The sequence below is a fragment of the Burkholderia sp. AU6039 genome (genome assembly GCF_002223365.1).
Taxonomy (GTDB): Bacteria; Pseudomonadota; Gammaproteobacteria; order Burkholderiales; family Burkholderiaceae; genus Burkholderia.
Genome location: NZ_NKFK01000008.1, coordinates 357967 through 374035 on the forward strand (window position 1 = coordinate 357967; position 16069 = coordinate 374035).

Below are 16069 nucleotides of genomic sequence, written 5' to 3' on the forward strand. Positions count from 1 at the left end.
CGCGAACGCATGGGCGACGGCCCATTGCTCAGTTTTTTGCCACGCTGTTGGCGGGAGGCACGTCGGTGTCGGTCAGCCCGCCACCGAGCGCCTTGTAGAGCGCGACCGCGTTGCCCAGTTCGGCGTTGCGCAGATCCAGCAACGTCTGGCGCGCGGCATACAGCTGGCGCTGCGAGTCGAGCAGTTCCAGCCGATCCTCGATGCCGGCGCGATAGCGCAGGTTCACGAGATCGGTACGGCGCTCGGCGCTCTTGACGACCTTGGTCTGCGCGTCGATCTGGCGGCTGAAGGTCTCGCGCCCGGCGAGGCCGTCGGCCACTTCGCGGAACGCGGTCTGGATCGAGCGTTCGTACTCGACGACCGCGCTGGACTTGCGCACTTCCGCGAGATTCAGCTCGGAACGCAGCCGGCCGCCCTGGAAGATCGGCAGCGTGACCTGCGGCGCGAAGCTCCACACGCGCTGGCCGCCGTCGAACAGGCTGCCCAGCCCCGGGCTGAGGAAGCCGATCGACGACGTCAGCGACAGGCGCGGGAAGAACGCCGCGCGCGCCGCGCCGATGTCGGCGTTGGCGGCGACGAGGTTCTGCTCGGCCTGCTGGATGTCCGGCCGGCGGTACAGCAGTTCCGACGGCAGGCCGGCCGGCAGCTTGGTCATCACCGGCTGGCGTTCCAGCGACAGCGGATCGGGCAGGTTCTTCGGCAGGTCGGTGCCGACCAGCAGCCGCAGCGCGTTGCCCGCCTGCTCGACGGCGCGCGAACGCGCCTCGAGATCGGCACTGGCGCTCGCGACCTGGCCTTCGGCCTGCGCGATGTCGACGCCGCTCGCCTGGTCGGCGAGCTTGAGGCGCCGCGCGAGGTCGAGCGACTGGCGCCAGTCGTTCAGCGTGCGTTCGGACAGCGCGCGCTGCTCCTGGGCGAGACGCTCGGCGAAATACGCGTTGGCCACGGAGCCGACGAGCGCGATCTGCACCGCCCGGCGGCCGTGATCGGTCGCGAGGTAGCGCGCGAACGCGGCATCCGACAGCGACTTCACGCGGCCGAACAGGTCGATCTCGAACGCGCTGAGACCGATGTTCACGCCGTACTGGTTCTGCGTGTTCTCGAGCAGCGGCGGGTTCGATTGCGAGTCGGCGGCCGTGCGCTGGCGCGTGAAGCTTGCGCCGGCGCCGATCGACGGCAGGCGCGCGGAACGCTGGATGCCGTACTGCGCTTCGGCGGCCTGGACGTTCAGCGCGGCCAGGCGCAGGTCGCGGTTGTTCTCGAGCGCGAGCTCGATCAGGCGCTGCAGGCGACGGTCGCCGAACATCGAGCGCCAGCCGAGATCGGCCGCGTTCGCGTGCTGGTCGGCCGCGACAGCGGTCGTATAGGCGGTCGGCACCGGCAGCTCGGGCTTGACCAGCTTCGGCGCCATCGAGCACGCCGACAGCGCGAGCGCGGCGGAAACCGCTGCGGAAAGAATGAGTAATCGCATGGCATCAACCTTCATGTTCGTGGGTCACGGCGGCGGGCTTCTTGCCGGATGCGCGCCAGGCCGAGATGCGTTCCTGGATGCTCATCACGAACACGTAGAAAACCGGAACGAAGAAAATGGCCAGCACGGTGGCGGTCACCATGCCGCCGAACACGCCGGTGCCGATCGCGTGCTGCGTTTCGGCGCTGGCGCCGGTCGCGATCATCAGCGGGACGACGCCGAGGCCGAACGCGAGCGAGGTCATCAGGATCGGGCGCAGACGCAGCCTGGATGCCTGCACGGCCGACTCGATCAGCCCCATGCCTTCCTCGCGCAACTGCTTCGCGACTTCCACGATCAGGATCGCGTTCTTCGCCGACAGGCCGATCACGGTGATCATCCCGACCTTGAAGAACACGTCGTTCGGCATCCCGCGCAACATCACCGCGGCGAGCGCGCCGATCAGGCCGAGCGGCACCACCAGCATCACCGACAGCGGAATCGCCCAGCTCTCGTAGAGCGCCGCGAGCACCAGGAACACGACGACCATCGACAGCGCCATCAGCATCGGCGCCTGCGAAGCCGACTCACGCTCCTGCAGCGACTGGCCGGTCCACGCGACCGTGAAGCCCGGCGGCAACTGCGCGGCCAGATGCTCCATCTCGGCCATCGCCGCGCCGCTGGAGTAGCCGGGGGCCGAGCCGCCGGAGATCCGTGCGGACGGGTAACCCTGGAAGCGCACCAGCTGCAGCGGGGTTTCCGACCAGACCGGGCGCACCACTTCGGACAGCGGCACCATGCCGCCGGTCGCGTTGCGCACGTAGAGCTTCATCACGTTCTCGATCTGCATGCGGGCCGGCGCATCCGCCTGGATGATCACCTGCTGCATGCGGCCCGCGTTCGGGAAGTCGTTCACGTAGGTCGAACCCATCGCGGCCGACAGCGTGTCGCTGATGGTCGTGAACGACACGCCGAGCGCTTCGGCCTTGTCGCGGTCGATGTCCAGCTTCACGCTCGTGCCGGCCGGCAGGCTGTCCGGATAGACGCCGGTCACCACCTTGCTTTGCGCGGCCAGTTCGAGCAGCCTGGCTTCAGCCGCCTTGAGTGCCGCGTAGCCCTGGTTCGCGCGATCCTGCAGGCGCATCGTGAAGCCCGAGCTGGTGCCGAGCCCGTCGATCGCGGGCGGCAACAGGCTCATGACCGTGCCTTCCGTCACGCCGCCCATCGCGGCCTGCGCGCGCATCGCTTCGTCCATCGCGTTTGCCCCTTCGCGCTTGTCCCAGTCCTTGAGCACCGCGTAGTTCAGCGCCGCGTTGGAGCCGAGGCCCGAGAAGCCGTAGCCGATGATGGAGATGCTCGACTCGATGCCCGGACGCGACGCGAGATGCTTCTCGAGGGTCTTGACCACGTCGCCCGTGCGCTCGACGGTCGAATCCGACGGGAGCAGGAAGCCGGTCATGAAGTAGCCCTGGTCTTCCTCGGGCAGGAACGACGACGGCAGCATGCGGAAGCCGAACACCAGCGCGGTGGAGATCGCGACGAACAGCAGCATCACGCGGCCCGTGCGGCCGACCAGCTTGCCGACGCGCGTTTCGTACCAGCTCGTCATGCGGTCGAAGCGGCGGTTGAACCAGCCGAAGAAGCCGCGCTTCTCGTGGTGGCCATGCTCGACCGGCTTGAGCATCGTCGCGCACAGGGCCGGCGTCAGCGTCAGCGCGAGCAGGGCCGAGAACATGATCGACACGGCCATCGACATCGTGAACTGCTGATAGATCACGCCGACCGAACCGCTCGACATCGCCATCGGCAGGAACACGGCCGTCAGCACCAGCGTGATGCCGATGATGGCGCCGGTGATTTCCTTCATGGCCTTGATCGTCGCGTCCTTCGGCGACAGGCCTTCTTCCACCATCAGGCGTTCGACGTTCTCCACGACGACGATCGCATCGTCGACGATGATGCCGATCGCGAGCACCATGCCGAACATCGTCAGCACGTTGATCGAGAAGCCTGTCATCAGCATGACCGTGAAGGTGCCGAGCATCGCCACCGGCGCGACGATCGCCGGGATCAGCGTGTAGCGCACGTTCTGCAGGAACAGGTACATCACCAGGAACACGAGCACCATCGCTTCGATCAGCGTGTGGATCACCTTCTCGATCGAGATCTTCACGAACGGCGCGGTATCGAACGGGATCGAGTAGGTCATGCCGGACGGCATCGTCTTGGCGATCATGTCCAGTTGCTCGCGCACGGCCTCGGCGGTCTTCACCGCGTTGGCGCCCGGCGCCAGCTGCACGCCGGCGAAGGTCGCGGGTTTGCCGTTCTCGCTGTTGACGAAGGTGAACGACTGCGGGCCGAGCTCGACCCGCGCGACGTCGCCGAGCACGACCTTCGAGCCGTTCGCGTTCGCGCGCAGCACGATCTTCGCGAACTGCTCGGGCGACGTGAGCTGGCCTTGCGCGGTGAGCGGTACCGTCACGCGCTGGCCCGGCAGCGCGGGCGCCGCACCGAGGCTGCCCGGGGCGATCTGCACGTTCTGCTGGGCGACGGCCGTCGTCAGGTCGTTCATCGACAGGCCGTAGGTGATCAGCTTCTGCGGATCGACCCAGATGCGCATCGCCTGTTCGGAGCCGAACAGCTGCACCTTGCCGACGCCTTCGACACGGCGCAGGTCCTCGACCACGTTGCGCGCCATGTAGTCGGCCAGCGCGTTTTCGTCATAGCGGCCGCTGTCCGATTTCAGGCCGACGAACAACAGGAAGCCGGTGGAGGCAGACTCGACGATCACGCCGTTTTGCCGCACGACGGGCGGCAGGCGCGGCTCGACCGACTTGAGCTTGTTCTGCACCTCGACCTGCGCCATCGCCGAATCGGTGCCGGGCTTGAAGGTCGCGGTGATCTTCGCCTGGCCGGACGTATCCGACGCCGATTCGAAGTACAGCAGGTTGCGGACGCCGGACAGCTCGCGCTCGATGAGGCTCAGCACGCTGTCGGTCATCGTCTGCGGCGTGGCGCCCGGGTAGGTGGCGGTAATGGTGACGGTCGGCGGCGCGACCGACGGATAGCGCGCAACCGGCAGTTCGGGGATGGCGATCAGGCCCAGCAGGATGATGAAGAGGGCGATCACCCACGCGAAGACCGGGCGCCGGATGAAGAATTGGGACATGACTGGATGCTCCCCGTGACTCAGTGCGACGAAGCGGTCTTGACCGCTTCAGGCGCCTTCCAGGCGGTCGCCGTCACGGGCGCACCGTCGCTCAGGCGCTCCATGCCTTCGACGACGATCTTCTGGCCCGCCTGCAGACCCGACTTGATCCGATAGCTGCGGTTCGTCAGCTCGCCCACCTCGATGGCCTTCAGGTGCGCCTGGCTCTTCGCGTCGAGCACCCAGACCTGCGGCTTGCCGCCCGCGCGGACGATCGCCTGTTGCGGCACGGTCAGCGCGTTCTCGAAGTGCCCACGCGGGATGCGGGCACGCACGTACATGCCCGGCAGCAGCTCGCGCTTCGGGTTGTCGACCAGCACGCGCAGCAGCACGTCGCCGGTGCCCGGATCGACGTTGACGCCCGAGAACAGCATGCGGCCCTTCACGTCGTAGCGCGAGTCGTCGTCGCGCAGCACGTCGACCGGCAGCCCGTTGCCCGCGGTGTCCGGCTGGGCCGCGAGCGCGCCGCGCAGCGCTTCGAGCGACGCGGCCGGCTGGCGCACGTCCACGTAGACCTGGTCGATCTGCTGGATGCGTGCCATCGGCTGGCTGTCGCTGCTGGCGACGAGCGCACCCTCGGTCACGAGGGCCTGGTCGATGCGGCCGGTGATCGGCGCTTCGACGGTCGCGAACTTCAGGTCGAGCTGGCGGCGGGCGAGCGTCGCGCGCGCCTGCGCGACGTCGGCGGCAGCCTGGTCGCGTTGCGACACCGAGTCGTCATACACCTGGCGGCTGATCGCGTCGGCCTCGACCAGCGGCTTGAGACGGGTGGTCTGCACCTTGGCCCGCGCGAGCGCGGCTTCCGCGCGTTGCAGGGCCGCCGCGGCCGTGTCCATGTCGGCCTTGAACGGCGCCGGGTTGATCTGGAACAGCGGCTGGCCGGCACGGACTTCCGTGCCCTGCTCGAACAGCCGCCGCTGCACGATGCCGCTGACCTGCGGCCGGATCTCGGCGATCCGGACGGCCGCGACGCGGCCCGGCAGGTCTTCGGTCAGGTCGAGGGGAGCGGCCGCCAGCGTCATCGCCGCAACCGGGGTGGCCGGCGCGGCGGCCTGCTGTTCGGTGGGCCCGCAGCCCGCCAGCATCGCCGCCACCAGCGCGCACACGGCGCCGTAGCAGGCTCGTTTCTGATTTTTCATGTGGACTCCATAGACGCAGGCACCCAGCGGCCCGCATTTTCGGATCGAAGTGTGCGTGCGCCCGATGGAGTTTTTTGTGCGGAAAGATGGAGGTTTGATGGAGCGGGTGAAAGATTGGCCGATGGGCGATCGGCAGGCGGGGCGAGCCGGAAGAGGACGGGCGCCGGGGCGGCTTGTCGTTATCCGGATGCGGGGTGGGCATCCCGGAATGCCGCAATCATCTGATGAAATGCCGGTCTCCGTGCGTGCCATTGGCATGCACGGGCCGGTGCCCGGGGGATGCTATTGAGAGGTTCGCTTCGGCCGGAGCGGCGTGCGCTTCGCGCGGGTCACGGGCGCCCTGGTTCAGCGGTGGAGGGCGTGTGCGCCGCGCCGCTGGGCGGCAGACCGGCGCACGGGGCGTGTCGACCGCTTGCGGCGAGGCTTACCGCGGGTCGGCATCGAGGGTGCGTTGCGGGGCGAGCGCCGCATCCTTCCGATCCGATGCCGCCGTGCGCCCCGACGCGGGGCTGTCGGGCCAGCGCAACGCGAACGACGTGCCGCCGCGCGCGGTTGGGCGACACGATGCTTCTCCGTCGTGCGCCTGCGCGATGGCCGCCACCACGGCCAGCCCCAGGCCGCTGCCGCCCTTCTGGTCGGAATGCGTATCGTCCACGCGCCGGAAGGCATCGAAGATCCGGGCTGCGCAATCGGCGGGGATGCCTGGGCCGTCGTCTTCGACCACCAGCTGGCACGTACCGTTTTCGACCCGGGTGTGAATGCGGATCGCACCGGGCACCGCGTAACGCCGTGCGTTCTCCAGCAGCGCGAGCAGCGCCTGGCGCATCCGGAACGCGTCGCAGCGCACGGGCCGCGTATCGAGATCGAGCACCATGTGTTGACCGGCCGCGGCCAGCGAATCCTCGAACATCTCGACGACCGCCTTGACGTGCGTCGCCAGGTCGGTCTCCTGGATATTGACGCTCAGATGCCCGCTTTCGGCGAGGCTGATCACGCGCAGATCCTCGATCAGGCGCGTCAATCCTTCCGCCTGGGTCAACAGGCTTCGGAACAGCGCCTCGCCCGGCTGGAAGACGCCTTCGGCCAGACCCTGCAGCCGACCGCGCAGGACCGTGACCGGCGTACGCAGTTCGTGCGCGATCGCGGCATTCCAGAATGCCTGCTCGTCCGTCATGCGTTGCAGCTGGGCGGCGAGCGCATTGAAGTCGTCCGCGATCAGCGCGGCTTCGCGAATCGATCGATCGCCGGCGACGGCGCGCGCGGTCAGGTCGCCCCTGGCGACGCGGCGAATACCGTCCGCGACCGAGTTGAGCGGCACCAGGATCCGATGCGCGAGCCGGGTCGACACGACAATGGCGAGTATCAGGCCGATCAGCAGCGTGATGCCCAGGCATATCCACTCGGGGGGGGACGGAATCCAGCTTGCCTGGTGGCAGAACTCGCCCCAGTGCCGGAGCATCACGTAGTAGAACACATAGGTCATCAGCACGACGATCAGCATGATGCCGAGCGCCAGCTCCGCCATCGACACCGCAATCTTGCGGCCCAGACCACCGAGTTTCATTTCGTGCTCCCAAGCGTGGCGTTGCGTCGATTCACGACGGGAAGGTTGTGCAGTGTGATTGCCGTGGTGTCAGGGGAGAGGGGGGATCGGGGCGGGTGAGCGGCGGGCCGGTCAGGAGCGGCCGAAGCGGTGCGGAAAGTCGCTGCGTGCGTCGGTGCGTCGAGGGTTCCGGTGGCAGGGGCGCCGGAGGCGCCATGTGGCCCAGGAGCGGAAAAGGTCGCACTGGTGTCGACCGGATCGCTCCCGGCCGACAGAGACAGCGGCCGAACAGCTCGATTAGTGCGGGACAGTTGGGATGCTTGCGTCATGGTGTCCGCTTTGGATTCTGCTAGTGGCTCCATCGAGTCGCAATGTTACCGCACGAAACGCGCTGCCCGATGACACGGCGGGTCGGCATGCATCGGGAGGTGGGCGATGGTGATGTCGTCGCGTGGTACGCGCCGGTATGGGCGGTACGCAGGGCCCGACGTCGCCGGAATGGCAATTCGGCGATCGGTGCGCAACCCGCTTGCGTAGGGGGGGCCGCCGCCTCGGCGCAGGGGCGGGTCGCCAACGGTATGCAAAGCGGACGGGAATGATCGGGAGTCCCGCTGAGGTTCTTCAGGGCGATGGCGATTGCCCGTCATCCCACAAAGGAATGAATGGCGCAGATGGCTCTTTGCGGTCGTGTTCGTTCCGGAATTCGTTCAGGAACGCGAAGTCTGGGCGAATGCAAGCGAGACCGCCGTCATCCGCGTGTTGCGGTGGAGGACGATTGTGACTGGGTCAGCAATCGCCGGGACGTGCGGGCAAGCGCGCACAAGCGGGTGCGATGGTCGCCGGATAACGGATCGCAGCAACATGGCGGCTCGGCTGGGCGTCGATCACGGGCATGCCCGGTACGCACATTGAACCGTCACCTTGCTCCAACGCCGCCGGCTCCCATAACCGACAACCTTTGTGCGGTCCCATGAACGGCTGCCATCGATGATGTCGACGCCGGGAGTGGCGCAAGCATGCGACAAGAGGATGTCGACCCGGTCTATCCGGCCGCGACGCTAGCAGCCTCACCCCGCCCCTTCGCCGCCCGCAGATGCCGATCGCGATCGGCCAGCCAGTCTTTCCGCTCGCCGCGCCAGCCCACCGCGTGGATCCGGTCCATCCGGCGAGCGGCCACGGTCGCCGCGCAGGCCAGGCCGGAAAGCGGGATATCGAGCAGGCGCCAGCGGCCGGCATGCGGCGTATCGACCTCGCGGAATGCCCCCGCGAGCGGCGCCAGTGAACCGAGCGTCGCGCCGTGTCCGGTTCCGCACGCATTCGAGAGGCTGTCCAGCCGCAACTGGTCGCGCGACACCGGATCGGCGAGCGCGCTGGTCTGCGCGATGCCCAGCCCGATCGGGCCACGGGCGATCGCGATGACGATCCAGATGCCGGCATGGCCGATCACGACGTCGAGTCCGTCCAGCAAGTCGCAGCCGGCGACCGCGATATGGTCGGCATCGCGGTCGATCAGCGTCAGCGCGTCGGCCGCGCGGCCGGCCAGCGTCCCCAGGATCGCGCGCAGCGCCGACCGGCCGATCGCGAAGCGGCGGCCGTGCGCGCGATTCGGATGCGTGCGGGCACGCCGCAGTTCCGCTTTCGACAGGTAGAGATGGCCGCGCTCGCTGGTGACGAGCTGCCATTCGCCGCGCAGTCGCCACAACAGGATTTCGCCGGGTTCGGGGAGCCGCGACGGACAAGACGCCAGCGTGTGCGAGCCCGTGATCGTCAGGTTTGGATAGCGCATGCCGGCCCTCGTGTCGGGGGTGAATGCAATGCGGCGTGGCGCACCGGCATGCGTCATGCCGGTTGTCCGGCCTGCCGCGCGTCCTTCCCCGAAGGCTGCCGCGTGAGCCGTGCGGCGAGCGAGACGGCCTGCTCGAACGACGCCACCGCATGATGCGGAATCCCGAATGCCTTGACGGCGACTTCACCCTGCGCGGCCACTTCAGCGCGCCGGTCGGGATCGGGTTCGACGCTGATGAGCGCCTTGCAGACGGCACCCAGCGCTGCCTTGTTCTGCTTGAGCCAGACCGCGCGATGCTTGCGGTCGTCGTGGCTTTCGTCGGAATCGAGTTCGACGTAGACGATCACGAACGGCTCGCCGTGGCGCATCAGCGTGTCGATCTCGCCTTCCCAGCGGGGCGCGTAGCCCGGCGTCGCGTGTTCGGCGCGAAACACGCAGACCGGAAAGAGATGGATGTCGTGTAACGCGAAATCATTCGGATTGAGAGCGGGCATCGGGATTTCTCCGGTGGATGAGCGACGCCGAAGCGTCGGGGCGCCGGGTGGCGGCGTTCACTGCGCATTCGCTTGCGGCGCGCCGGCCTGCGCGACCGGCGGCGCGTCGCGCCAGCCGACGCCGAGCGACTTGTAGAGCGCGATCGCGCCTTGCACCTGCGCGAGCCGGCTGAGTGCGAGCGCATCGCGCGCGCGGTACGTCGCGCGCTGCGCGGTCAGCACCGACAGGTATTCGCCGAGGCCGTTGCGGTACAGCCGCGTCGCGCGCGACTGCGCATCCTGGCTGCTGTCGACGGCCGCGGCGAGCATGGCCTGCTGGTCGCGCGCGGCGCCGATCGCCACCAGCGCGTCCTCGACATCGCGAAACGCGCCGCGGATGCGTTGCTCATACGCGAGCCGTGCGGCTTCGGCGGCCGCGCGTGCGGCGTCGACGCCGGCTTTCGCGCGGCCGCCGTCGTACAGCGTCTGCGTGCCGTCGAGTGCGACCGACCACGCGACGCTCGCGCCCGAGAACAGGTCCTGCACGAGGCTGGCCGTCGTGCCGAGGCTCAACGGAATCGCGAAATGCGGAAACTGCTCGGCGCGCGCGACGCCGATCTGCGCGGTCGCGGCGGCCAGCCGCCGTTCGGCGGCGCGGATGTCGGGGCGCTCGCGGATCACGTCCGACGGCAACGTGACGGGCAGCGCGGGCGCGACCGGCAGCGTCGCGCCGGGCGCGCTCAGCGTGGCGCGCAGCGTTTCCGGAAAGCCGCCGACGAGCACGCCGATCGCATGGGCGAGCCGCGCGACGTCCTGATGCAGCGGCGGCAACGTCGCCTGCGCGAGCTGCAGCTCGGCCCGCGCCTGGGCGACCGCGAACGACGTGCCGAGGCCGCGCCGGTTCGACTGCTCGGTCAGCCGCCGCGTGGCGTCGAGGCTCGCGACGTTGTCCGTCGCGATCCGCAGCCGCTCCTGGGTCGCGCGCAGTTCCGCGTAATCCGACGCGAGCTCGGCCAGCAGGCTCACGAGGATCGCGTGGCGATCATCGTCGAGCGCGTCGATCTGCGCATCGGCCGATTCGACCGCGCGCCGCGTGCCGCCGAACAGGTCGAGTTCCCACGACGCATCGAAGCCGAGCCGGTAGGTGCGCGACTGGCCGATGCCGGGCGGCCAGTCGAGCGCCCGCGACGAACGGATCGCATCGGCGTTCCCGCCCGCCGTCACGGTCGGGCCGAGGCGGCTCGCGATCTGGTCGCGTTCGGCGCGCGCCTGCAGCAACCGCTGGCGCGCGATCGCGAGATCCTGGTTGTGCGCGATCGCTTGCGCGACCAGCGCATCGAGCTGCGCGTCACCGAACGTGTGCCACCAGTCCTGCAACTGCGCGGGATCGGCGGCTACCGTGTCGCGCGACGCGATCCAGCTGGATGGATGCACGGGCTGCGGCGCCGCGTAATCGGGGCCGACCGTCGTGCATGCGGCCAGCGCGCACGTGCAGGCCGCGATGAAGGTGCGCGCGTAGCGTGTCGGACGCAGTGGGGGAAGCGGGCATCGCATCGTCGCCCCCTTCACATCCACGCGTGCAGCCACGACGCGAGCCGGCCGCGCGGCGTGCGTTCGCGCCCGCGTTCGCCGACTTCGACGCTGCACGTCATGCCTGCCGCCAGCAGCACGCCGGCCGGCACCCGGTCGATCTCGATGCGCACCGGAATGCGCTGCGCGAGCCGCACCCAGCTGAAGGTCGGATTGACGGCCGGCAGGCCGAGTTCGTCGAGCGTGCCGTTCTCGTCCGCGATGCCGCGGCCGATGCTCGTCACGTGCCCGCTCAGCAGCGGATCGAAGCCCATCAGCCTGATCGTTGCCGGCGCACCCGTCGTGATGCGGCGCAGCTTGGTTTCCTCGAAATAGCCGGTGATCCAGAAGCTGTGTGCGTCGAGCACCGAGATGCCGGGCTTGCCCTCGACCGCGTAGTCGCCATGACGCAGGCGCAGCTGCGTCACGTAGCCGTCGACCGGCGAGCGCAGCGTCGTGCGCTCGAGGTCGAGCTTCGCGACGTCGAGCGCGGCCAGCGCCTTGCGGTGCTCGGCCTGCGCGATCGACACCGCGCGGCTCGAACGCTGGATGTCCTCGCGCGGCACGAGATCGTCGAGGCCGGTGCGCCGCTGCGCTTCGTCGCGCTTCTGGCGCATCGACTCGGCGGTCGCGGCGACCTGCGCTTCCGCCTGTTCCACTGCCAGCGCGAAGCGTTGCGGATCGATCCGGTACAGCACGTCGCCTTTCGCGACGCGCTGGTTGTCGACCACCGCGACGTCGACGACGGTGCCCGACACTTCGGGCGCGATCCGCACGACGTGCGCGCTGACACGCGCGTCCCGCGTCCACGGCGCGAGGACGTACGCATGCCAGAGCGCGGCGACCAGCACGATCGCGACGGCCACCGTGGCGAGCGTCAGCAGGGTTCGGGTGAGGGGTTTGAGCGACATGACGCGATACGTTCCGACGAGAGACTAGAAATAGAGGATCAGCGTGGCGACCAGCACGAGCGAAATCGCGAACTCGAACAGCGCCGGATGCCACACGCGGCGCAGCACGCCGAGCCGGGCGAGCAGCGCACGCACGGCCATGTAAAGCGGCACGGTCGCGCACGCATAGACGAAAAAGGGCGGCAGGTAGATGCCGGCCAGCGGGAATTCACTGAGCATCGCGGGTGCGCTCCGGAACGGCGGTGAAATAGGCGGCGTACGTGTGCAGCAGCACGTGGACGTCGGCGAACGCGGCCATCAGCCACTTCAGTTCGGTGTTGCCCGGCTGCGCGGCGGCGAGGCCGGCGAGCGCGTGCGCGGCGCGCCGCGCATGCCGGGCCGCACGAGTCGGGGCGGCCGCGTGCCGCGCGAGGCCGGCGAGCCCGGCGCGCACGCGGCGCCGCGCGATGTCGGGCAGGCCGTCACGCTCGGCGCCGCGACGAATCCGCAGCAACTCCTTGCCGACGTGCAGCGCCGCGAGCGCTTCGATGCTCGCCTGCGTCATCGCGGCCGGCTGGCCGGCGAGCAGCGCGCCGAGCTGCGCGATGCGGTGCTGCTGGCGCTGCTGCCAGCCCGCCGCCACGACACGCTTCCCCGCCACGACTGCGAGCGTGTCGTCGCGGATCGTGCGGCGCAGCCGCGTGGCGTCGGTGGCCAGGTTGCGCGGCAGGATCAAGCGGAACGTGAGCAGCGTGAGGAAGGTGGCGAGCACCCACGCGACCGACTGGTTCAGGAACAGCGCGACGTCGGGGCGGAACGGATTGGTCGCGCCGGTCAGCGTGTTGAACGCGACGAGATACGCGAGCCCCGCGAGCGCGGTCTTCGGCACGCTCGTCGCATAGATGCCGGGCATCCAGAACAGCGCGAGCGCGACGACGAGCAGCGGAAAGCCTTCGATGCGCGGCAGGATGCCGAACGCGCACACGAACGCGGCCGGCACGGCCAGCACCGTGCCCTTGATGAACGCCTGCGCGCCGGCGGCCGGGTTGCCGGCGGTCGCGAGCAGCGCGCAGTACGGCGCGACGACGAGCAGCATCATGTCGCCCTGGTTCCAGCCGGTGACGAGCCAGAACGCACCGGAGATCGCGATCGCGCAGGCCGAGCGCACGCCGTTGCGCAGGGCCGCCCCCGTGTCGCGGTGAAAGCGCACCCGTGCGGGCCGATAGCTCGGCCGCGGGCGCTGCAATTCGACGAGGCCGTCGAGCGCCGCGCAATAGTCGTCGATCTGTTCGATCAATCGTTCGCCGGCGATCAATAACGCCGCTTCGTCGCGCGGATCGCCGAGCGCGATACCGTCGAGCGCCACACGCAGGCGTTCGCGCGCATCGGCCAGCCGCGCAAGCGCGTGCGCCGCACCGCCGGGGCCTTCACCCAACGCATCGGCGGCGGCCTGCCACGCGGCCGCGAGACGCGGCTGCAGCGACGCGACCGCTTGCGCGCCGGGGCTGTCGGCCGGCAGCGGCGGTGTGCCGCCCACGAGCGCGCCGAACAGCGACGCCATCCCGTGCCGCACGGCGGCCGCGCGCTGCGCGAGATCTTCCGATTCGGCCTTGCCGAGCGCGAGCAGATCGTCGATGCCGTAGATGCCGGCGAACAGCGCGTGCCGCTTGTCGTCGGCGGGCGCCGCCGCGAGGCCGTTGCGCTGCGCGGCGATGACCCGCGCGACGTCGGCCGTGATGCGCGTCACCAGCGCTTCGAGTTTTGCGTGGACATCGCGCGTGCCGAGCAGCATCGACACGAGGCTCAGGCACAGCACGCCGATCGCGACCGTCGAGCCGCGCCCGATCACGTGCTCGAAGGTCAGCTCGGGATGCTGCATCGCGCCGTAGGTCGCGAGGCCGATCGTGTAGCCGGCCACCACGGTGCCCGACGCGCGGAAGTGCCGCAGCAGCGTCATGCCGGCGACGCAGACGCCGAGCCAGAACGCGAAGCCGAGAATGAACAGCAGCGGCTGCTGCGCGAAGCCGCCCATCAGCACGAACGCGACGACCATCCCCGCGATCGTGCCGACCACGCGCCACACGCCCTTGCCGATCACCGCGCCCTGCACGGGATTGATCACGAGCAGCACCGTCGATGCCGCCGAGTACGGCGTTTCCAGTTCGAGCAGGTACGCGACGCCGAGCGCGAGCGCGGCGGCGATGACCGAGCGCGCGACATACGCACCGCGTGGCGTGAAGATGTCGATGCGCGCGATCAGCGCCGCGGCCGCGCGATTCAGGCGGCGGGGCGGCGCCGCGACGGCGCGCGTCTGATCGGCTGCGTCATGCACTGCGCTTGCTCCATGAGAAAGGACGAAGCCAGTCTACGGTCGAGCGATGCATGCGGAACAGTGACGTCTTTGCACTCGACGAGTGCGTACGACGCATGCGTCATGCGTGCGCCGGATGCAGCGCCGGCTGGCCGGTACACAGCCCGCGCACGACACGCCGCAGCCACTGGTGCGCGGGGTCGCTCTGGAAGCGCGGATGCCACGCCTGCGTGATCAGCACGGTTTCGAGCGGCACCGGCAGCTCGAACGCGCGCACGCCGAGCCCGGCCCGCACCGCGCCGCGCGCGAGATGCTCGGGCAGCGGCAGGATCAGGTCCGATGCCTGCAACGCGAAGATCGCCGCATACGGCGTCGGCACGACGAGCAGCACCTGCCGCGCGAGGCCGCGCGCGGCGAGCGCGTCGTCGATCGGCCCCGCCGACTTGCCGCGCCGCGACACGCCGATGTGCGGCCAGCGCGCGAAGCGCTCGGGCGTGATGTCGTCGTCGAAGATCGGGTGATCGTCGCGCGCGAGGCCGACGAAGGTCGTCGTGAACAGCGGCTGGACGCGAATCTCCGGCCCGAGGCGGCGCGACGCGCTGATGAACAGGTCGATGCGGCCGCTGCGCAACGCGTCGTCGTCGATGTCGTCTTCCTCGGGCATGAAGCGCAGCATCGCGCGCGGCATCCCGCGCGCCATCTCCTCGAGCAGGCGGCTGCTGTGCAGGCCGACGAAGATGTCGTTCGCGCGCACGTTGAACTGCTTGTCGAGCGTGCCGAGATCGATTTCCGCGGACGGGGCGAGCAACTGCGACGCGCGCTCCACGGCTTCGCGGACGGCGCCGCGCAGTTCGAGCGCGCGCGGCGTCGGCACCATCTTGCGGCCGGCCTGCACGAAGATCGGGTCGCCGACCGTTTCGCGGATGCGCGCGAGCGTGCGGCTCATCGCGGGCGGGCTCAGGTTCATGCGGCGTGCGGCGCCGACGACGCTACCCTCTTCGAGCAGCGCGTCGAGTGAAATCAGCAGGTTCAGGTCGGGTGCCATCGGCTTCTCCGTGTCATCGCGTGCATGCGGCGCAATGGTAGTGCGGGATCCGCGCGCGCAGCGTGACTGCAGCGCACGCAACGATTGCGCGCGGCATCACGCGTGACGCACGCATCGGGGTGTCATTGGCCGGCGCCGGCATCGGGCGGCAGCGAGCGGACGGCGGCGAACGCGCCGTTCACGTACATCAGCGGGTTCACGTCGTCGGACATCGCAACGCGCGTGACCCGTCCGACCAGGATCGAATGCGAACCCACCTCGACCTGTTCGAGCGTGTCGCAGAAGAACGACGTCTGCGCGTTCTCGAGGTAGGGCAGCCCGGTCGCCGCGTCGGTGCGCCACGCGTCGTGCGCGAAGCGCGTGTCGGAGCCTGTCGTGCTGCACGCGAGCGCGAGCGGCACGTGGCAACTGCGCAGCGCGTTCACGCAGAAGCGCCGGCGGCCGGTGATCGACGCGTGAATGCTGGCGCGCCGGTTGATGCACACCAGCACGGTCGGCGGATCGAGCGCGACGGAGGTGAACGAGCTGGCGGTCAGCGCACACGGGGCGGCGGCTGCGCCGTCGCCACCGGTCGTGACGATCGTGACGGTGGCGGCCACGCCGCGCATCGCCTGTTTCAGTTGCTGCGCAATGTCCACGGTGTTCGTCATGATGC

12 protein-coding genes are annotated in these 16069 nt (G+C 69.4%); all 12 read right to left on the minus strand.

All coding sequences use genetic code 11. The annotated features are described in order from the left end of the window. Positions 1 to 28: 28 nt before the first annotated feature. On the minus strand, positions 29 to 1471 hold the full coding sequence (locus tag CFB39_RS37260) for an efflux transporter outer membrane subunit (RefSeq protein WP_089429472.1): 1443 nt from the start codon (positions 1469 to 1471) through the stop codon (positions 29 to 31). Between the two features lie 4 nt (positions 1472 to 1475). Beyond that, complete coding sequence (locus tag CFB39_RS37265; RefSeq protein ID WP_089476789.1) at positions 1476 to 4619, minus strand: efflux RND transporter permease subunit; 3144 nt, start codon at positions 4617 to 4619, stop codon at positions 1476 to 1478. 20 nt (positions 4620 to 4639) lie between these two features. After that, on the minus strand, positions 4640 to 5797 hold the full coding sequence (locus CFB39_RS37270; RefSeq protein WP_089429474.1) for an efflux RND transporter periplasmic adaptor subunit: 1158 nt from the start codon (positions 5795 to 5797) through the stop codon (positions 4640 to 4642). 424 nt (positions 5798 to 6221) lie between these two features. Then, entirely contained in the window at positions 6222 to 7361 is a 1140-nt protein-coding gene (locus CFB39_RS37275) for an ATP-binding protein (protein WP_089476790.1), read from the minus strand. Positions 7362 to 8382: 1021 nt separating this feature from the next. Next, positions 8383 to 9126, minus strand: coding sequence for a hypothetical protein (locus CFB39_RS37280; RefSeq protein ID WP_089476791.1), 744 nt, complete (start codon positions 9124 to 9126; stop codon positions 8383 to 8385). 53 nt (positions 9127 to 9179) lie between these two features. Then, entirely contained in the window at positions 9180 to 9620 is a 441-nt protein-coding gene (locus tag CFB39_RS37285) for a hypothetical protein (RefSeq protein ID WP_089476792.1), read from the minus strand. 57 nt (positions 9621 to 9677) lie between these two features. Then, positions 9678 to 11153, minus strand: coding sequence for an efflux transporter outer membrane subunit (locus CFB39_RS37290; protein ID WP_089476830.1), 1476 nt, complete (start codon positions 11151 to 11153; stop codon positions 9678 to 9680). Between the two features lie 11 nt (positions 11154 to 11164). Next, complete coding sequence (locus tag CFB39_RS37295) at positions 11165 to 12079, minus strand: HlyD family secretion protein (RefSeq protein ID WP_089476793.1); 915 nt, start codon at positions 12077 to 12079, stop codon at positions 11165 to 11167. 24 nt (positions 12080 to 12103) lie between these two features. Beyond that, positions 12104 to 12298: a DUF1656 domain-containing protein gene (locus tag CFB39_RS37300; RefSeq protein WP_089429479.1), complete on the minus strand. Its 195-nt coding sequence runs from the start codon at positions 12296 to 12298 to the stop codon at positions 12104 to 12106. Beyond that, positions 12288 to 14390, minus strand: coding sequence for an FUSC family protein (locus tag CFB39_RS37305; protein WP_089476794.1), 2103 nt, complete (start codon positions 14388 to 14390; stop codon positions 12288 to 12290). The genes CFB39_RS37300 and CFB39_RS37305 overlap by 11 nt, the downstream gene beginning before the upstream one ends. Positions 14391 to 14490: 100 nt before the next feature. Continuing rightward, entirely contained in the window at positions 14491 to 15414 is a 924-nt protein-coding gene (locus tag CFB39_RS37310) for a LysR family transcriptional regulator (RefSeq protein ID WP_089476795.1), read from the minus strand. Positions 15415 to 15536: 122 nt separating this feature from the next. Then, positions 15537 to 16064 carry a flavin reductase family protein gene (locus CFB39_RS37315; RefSeq protein ID WP_089476796.1) on the minus strand — a complete coding sequence of 176 codons (528 nt, stop codon included), beginning with the start codon at positions 16062 to 16064 and terminating at the stop codon, positions 15537 to 15539. Between the last annotated feature and the right edge of the window lie 5 nt (positions 16065 to 16069).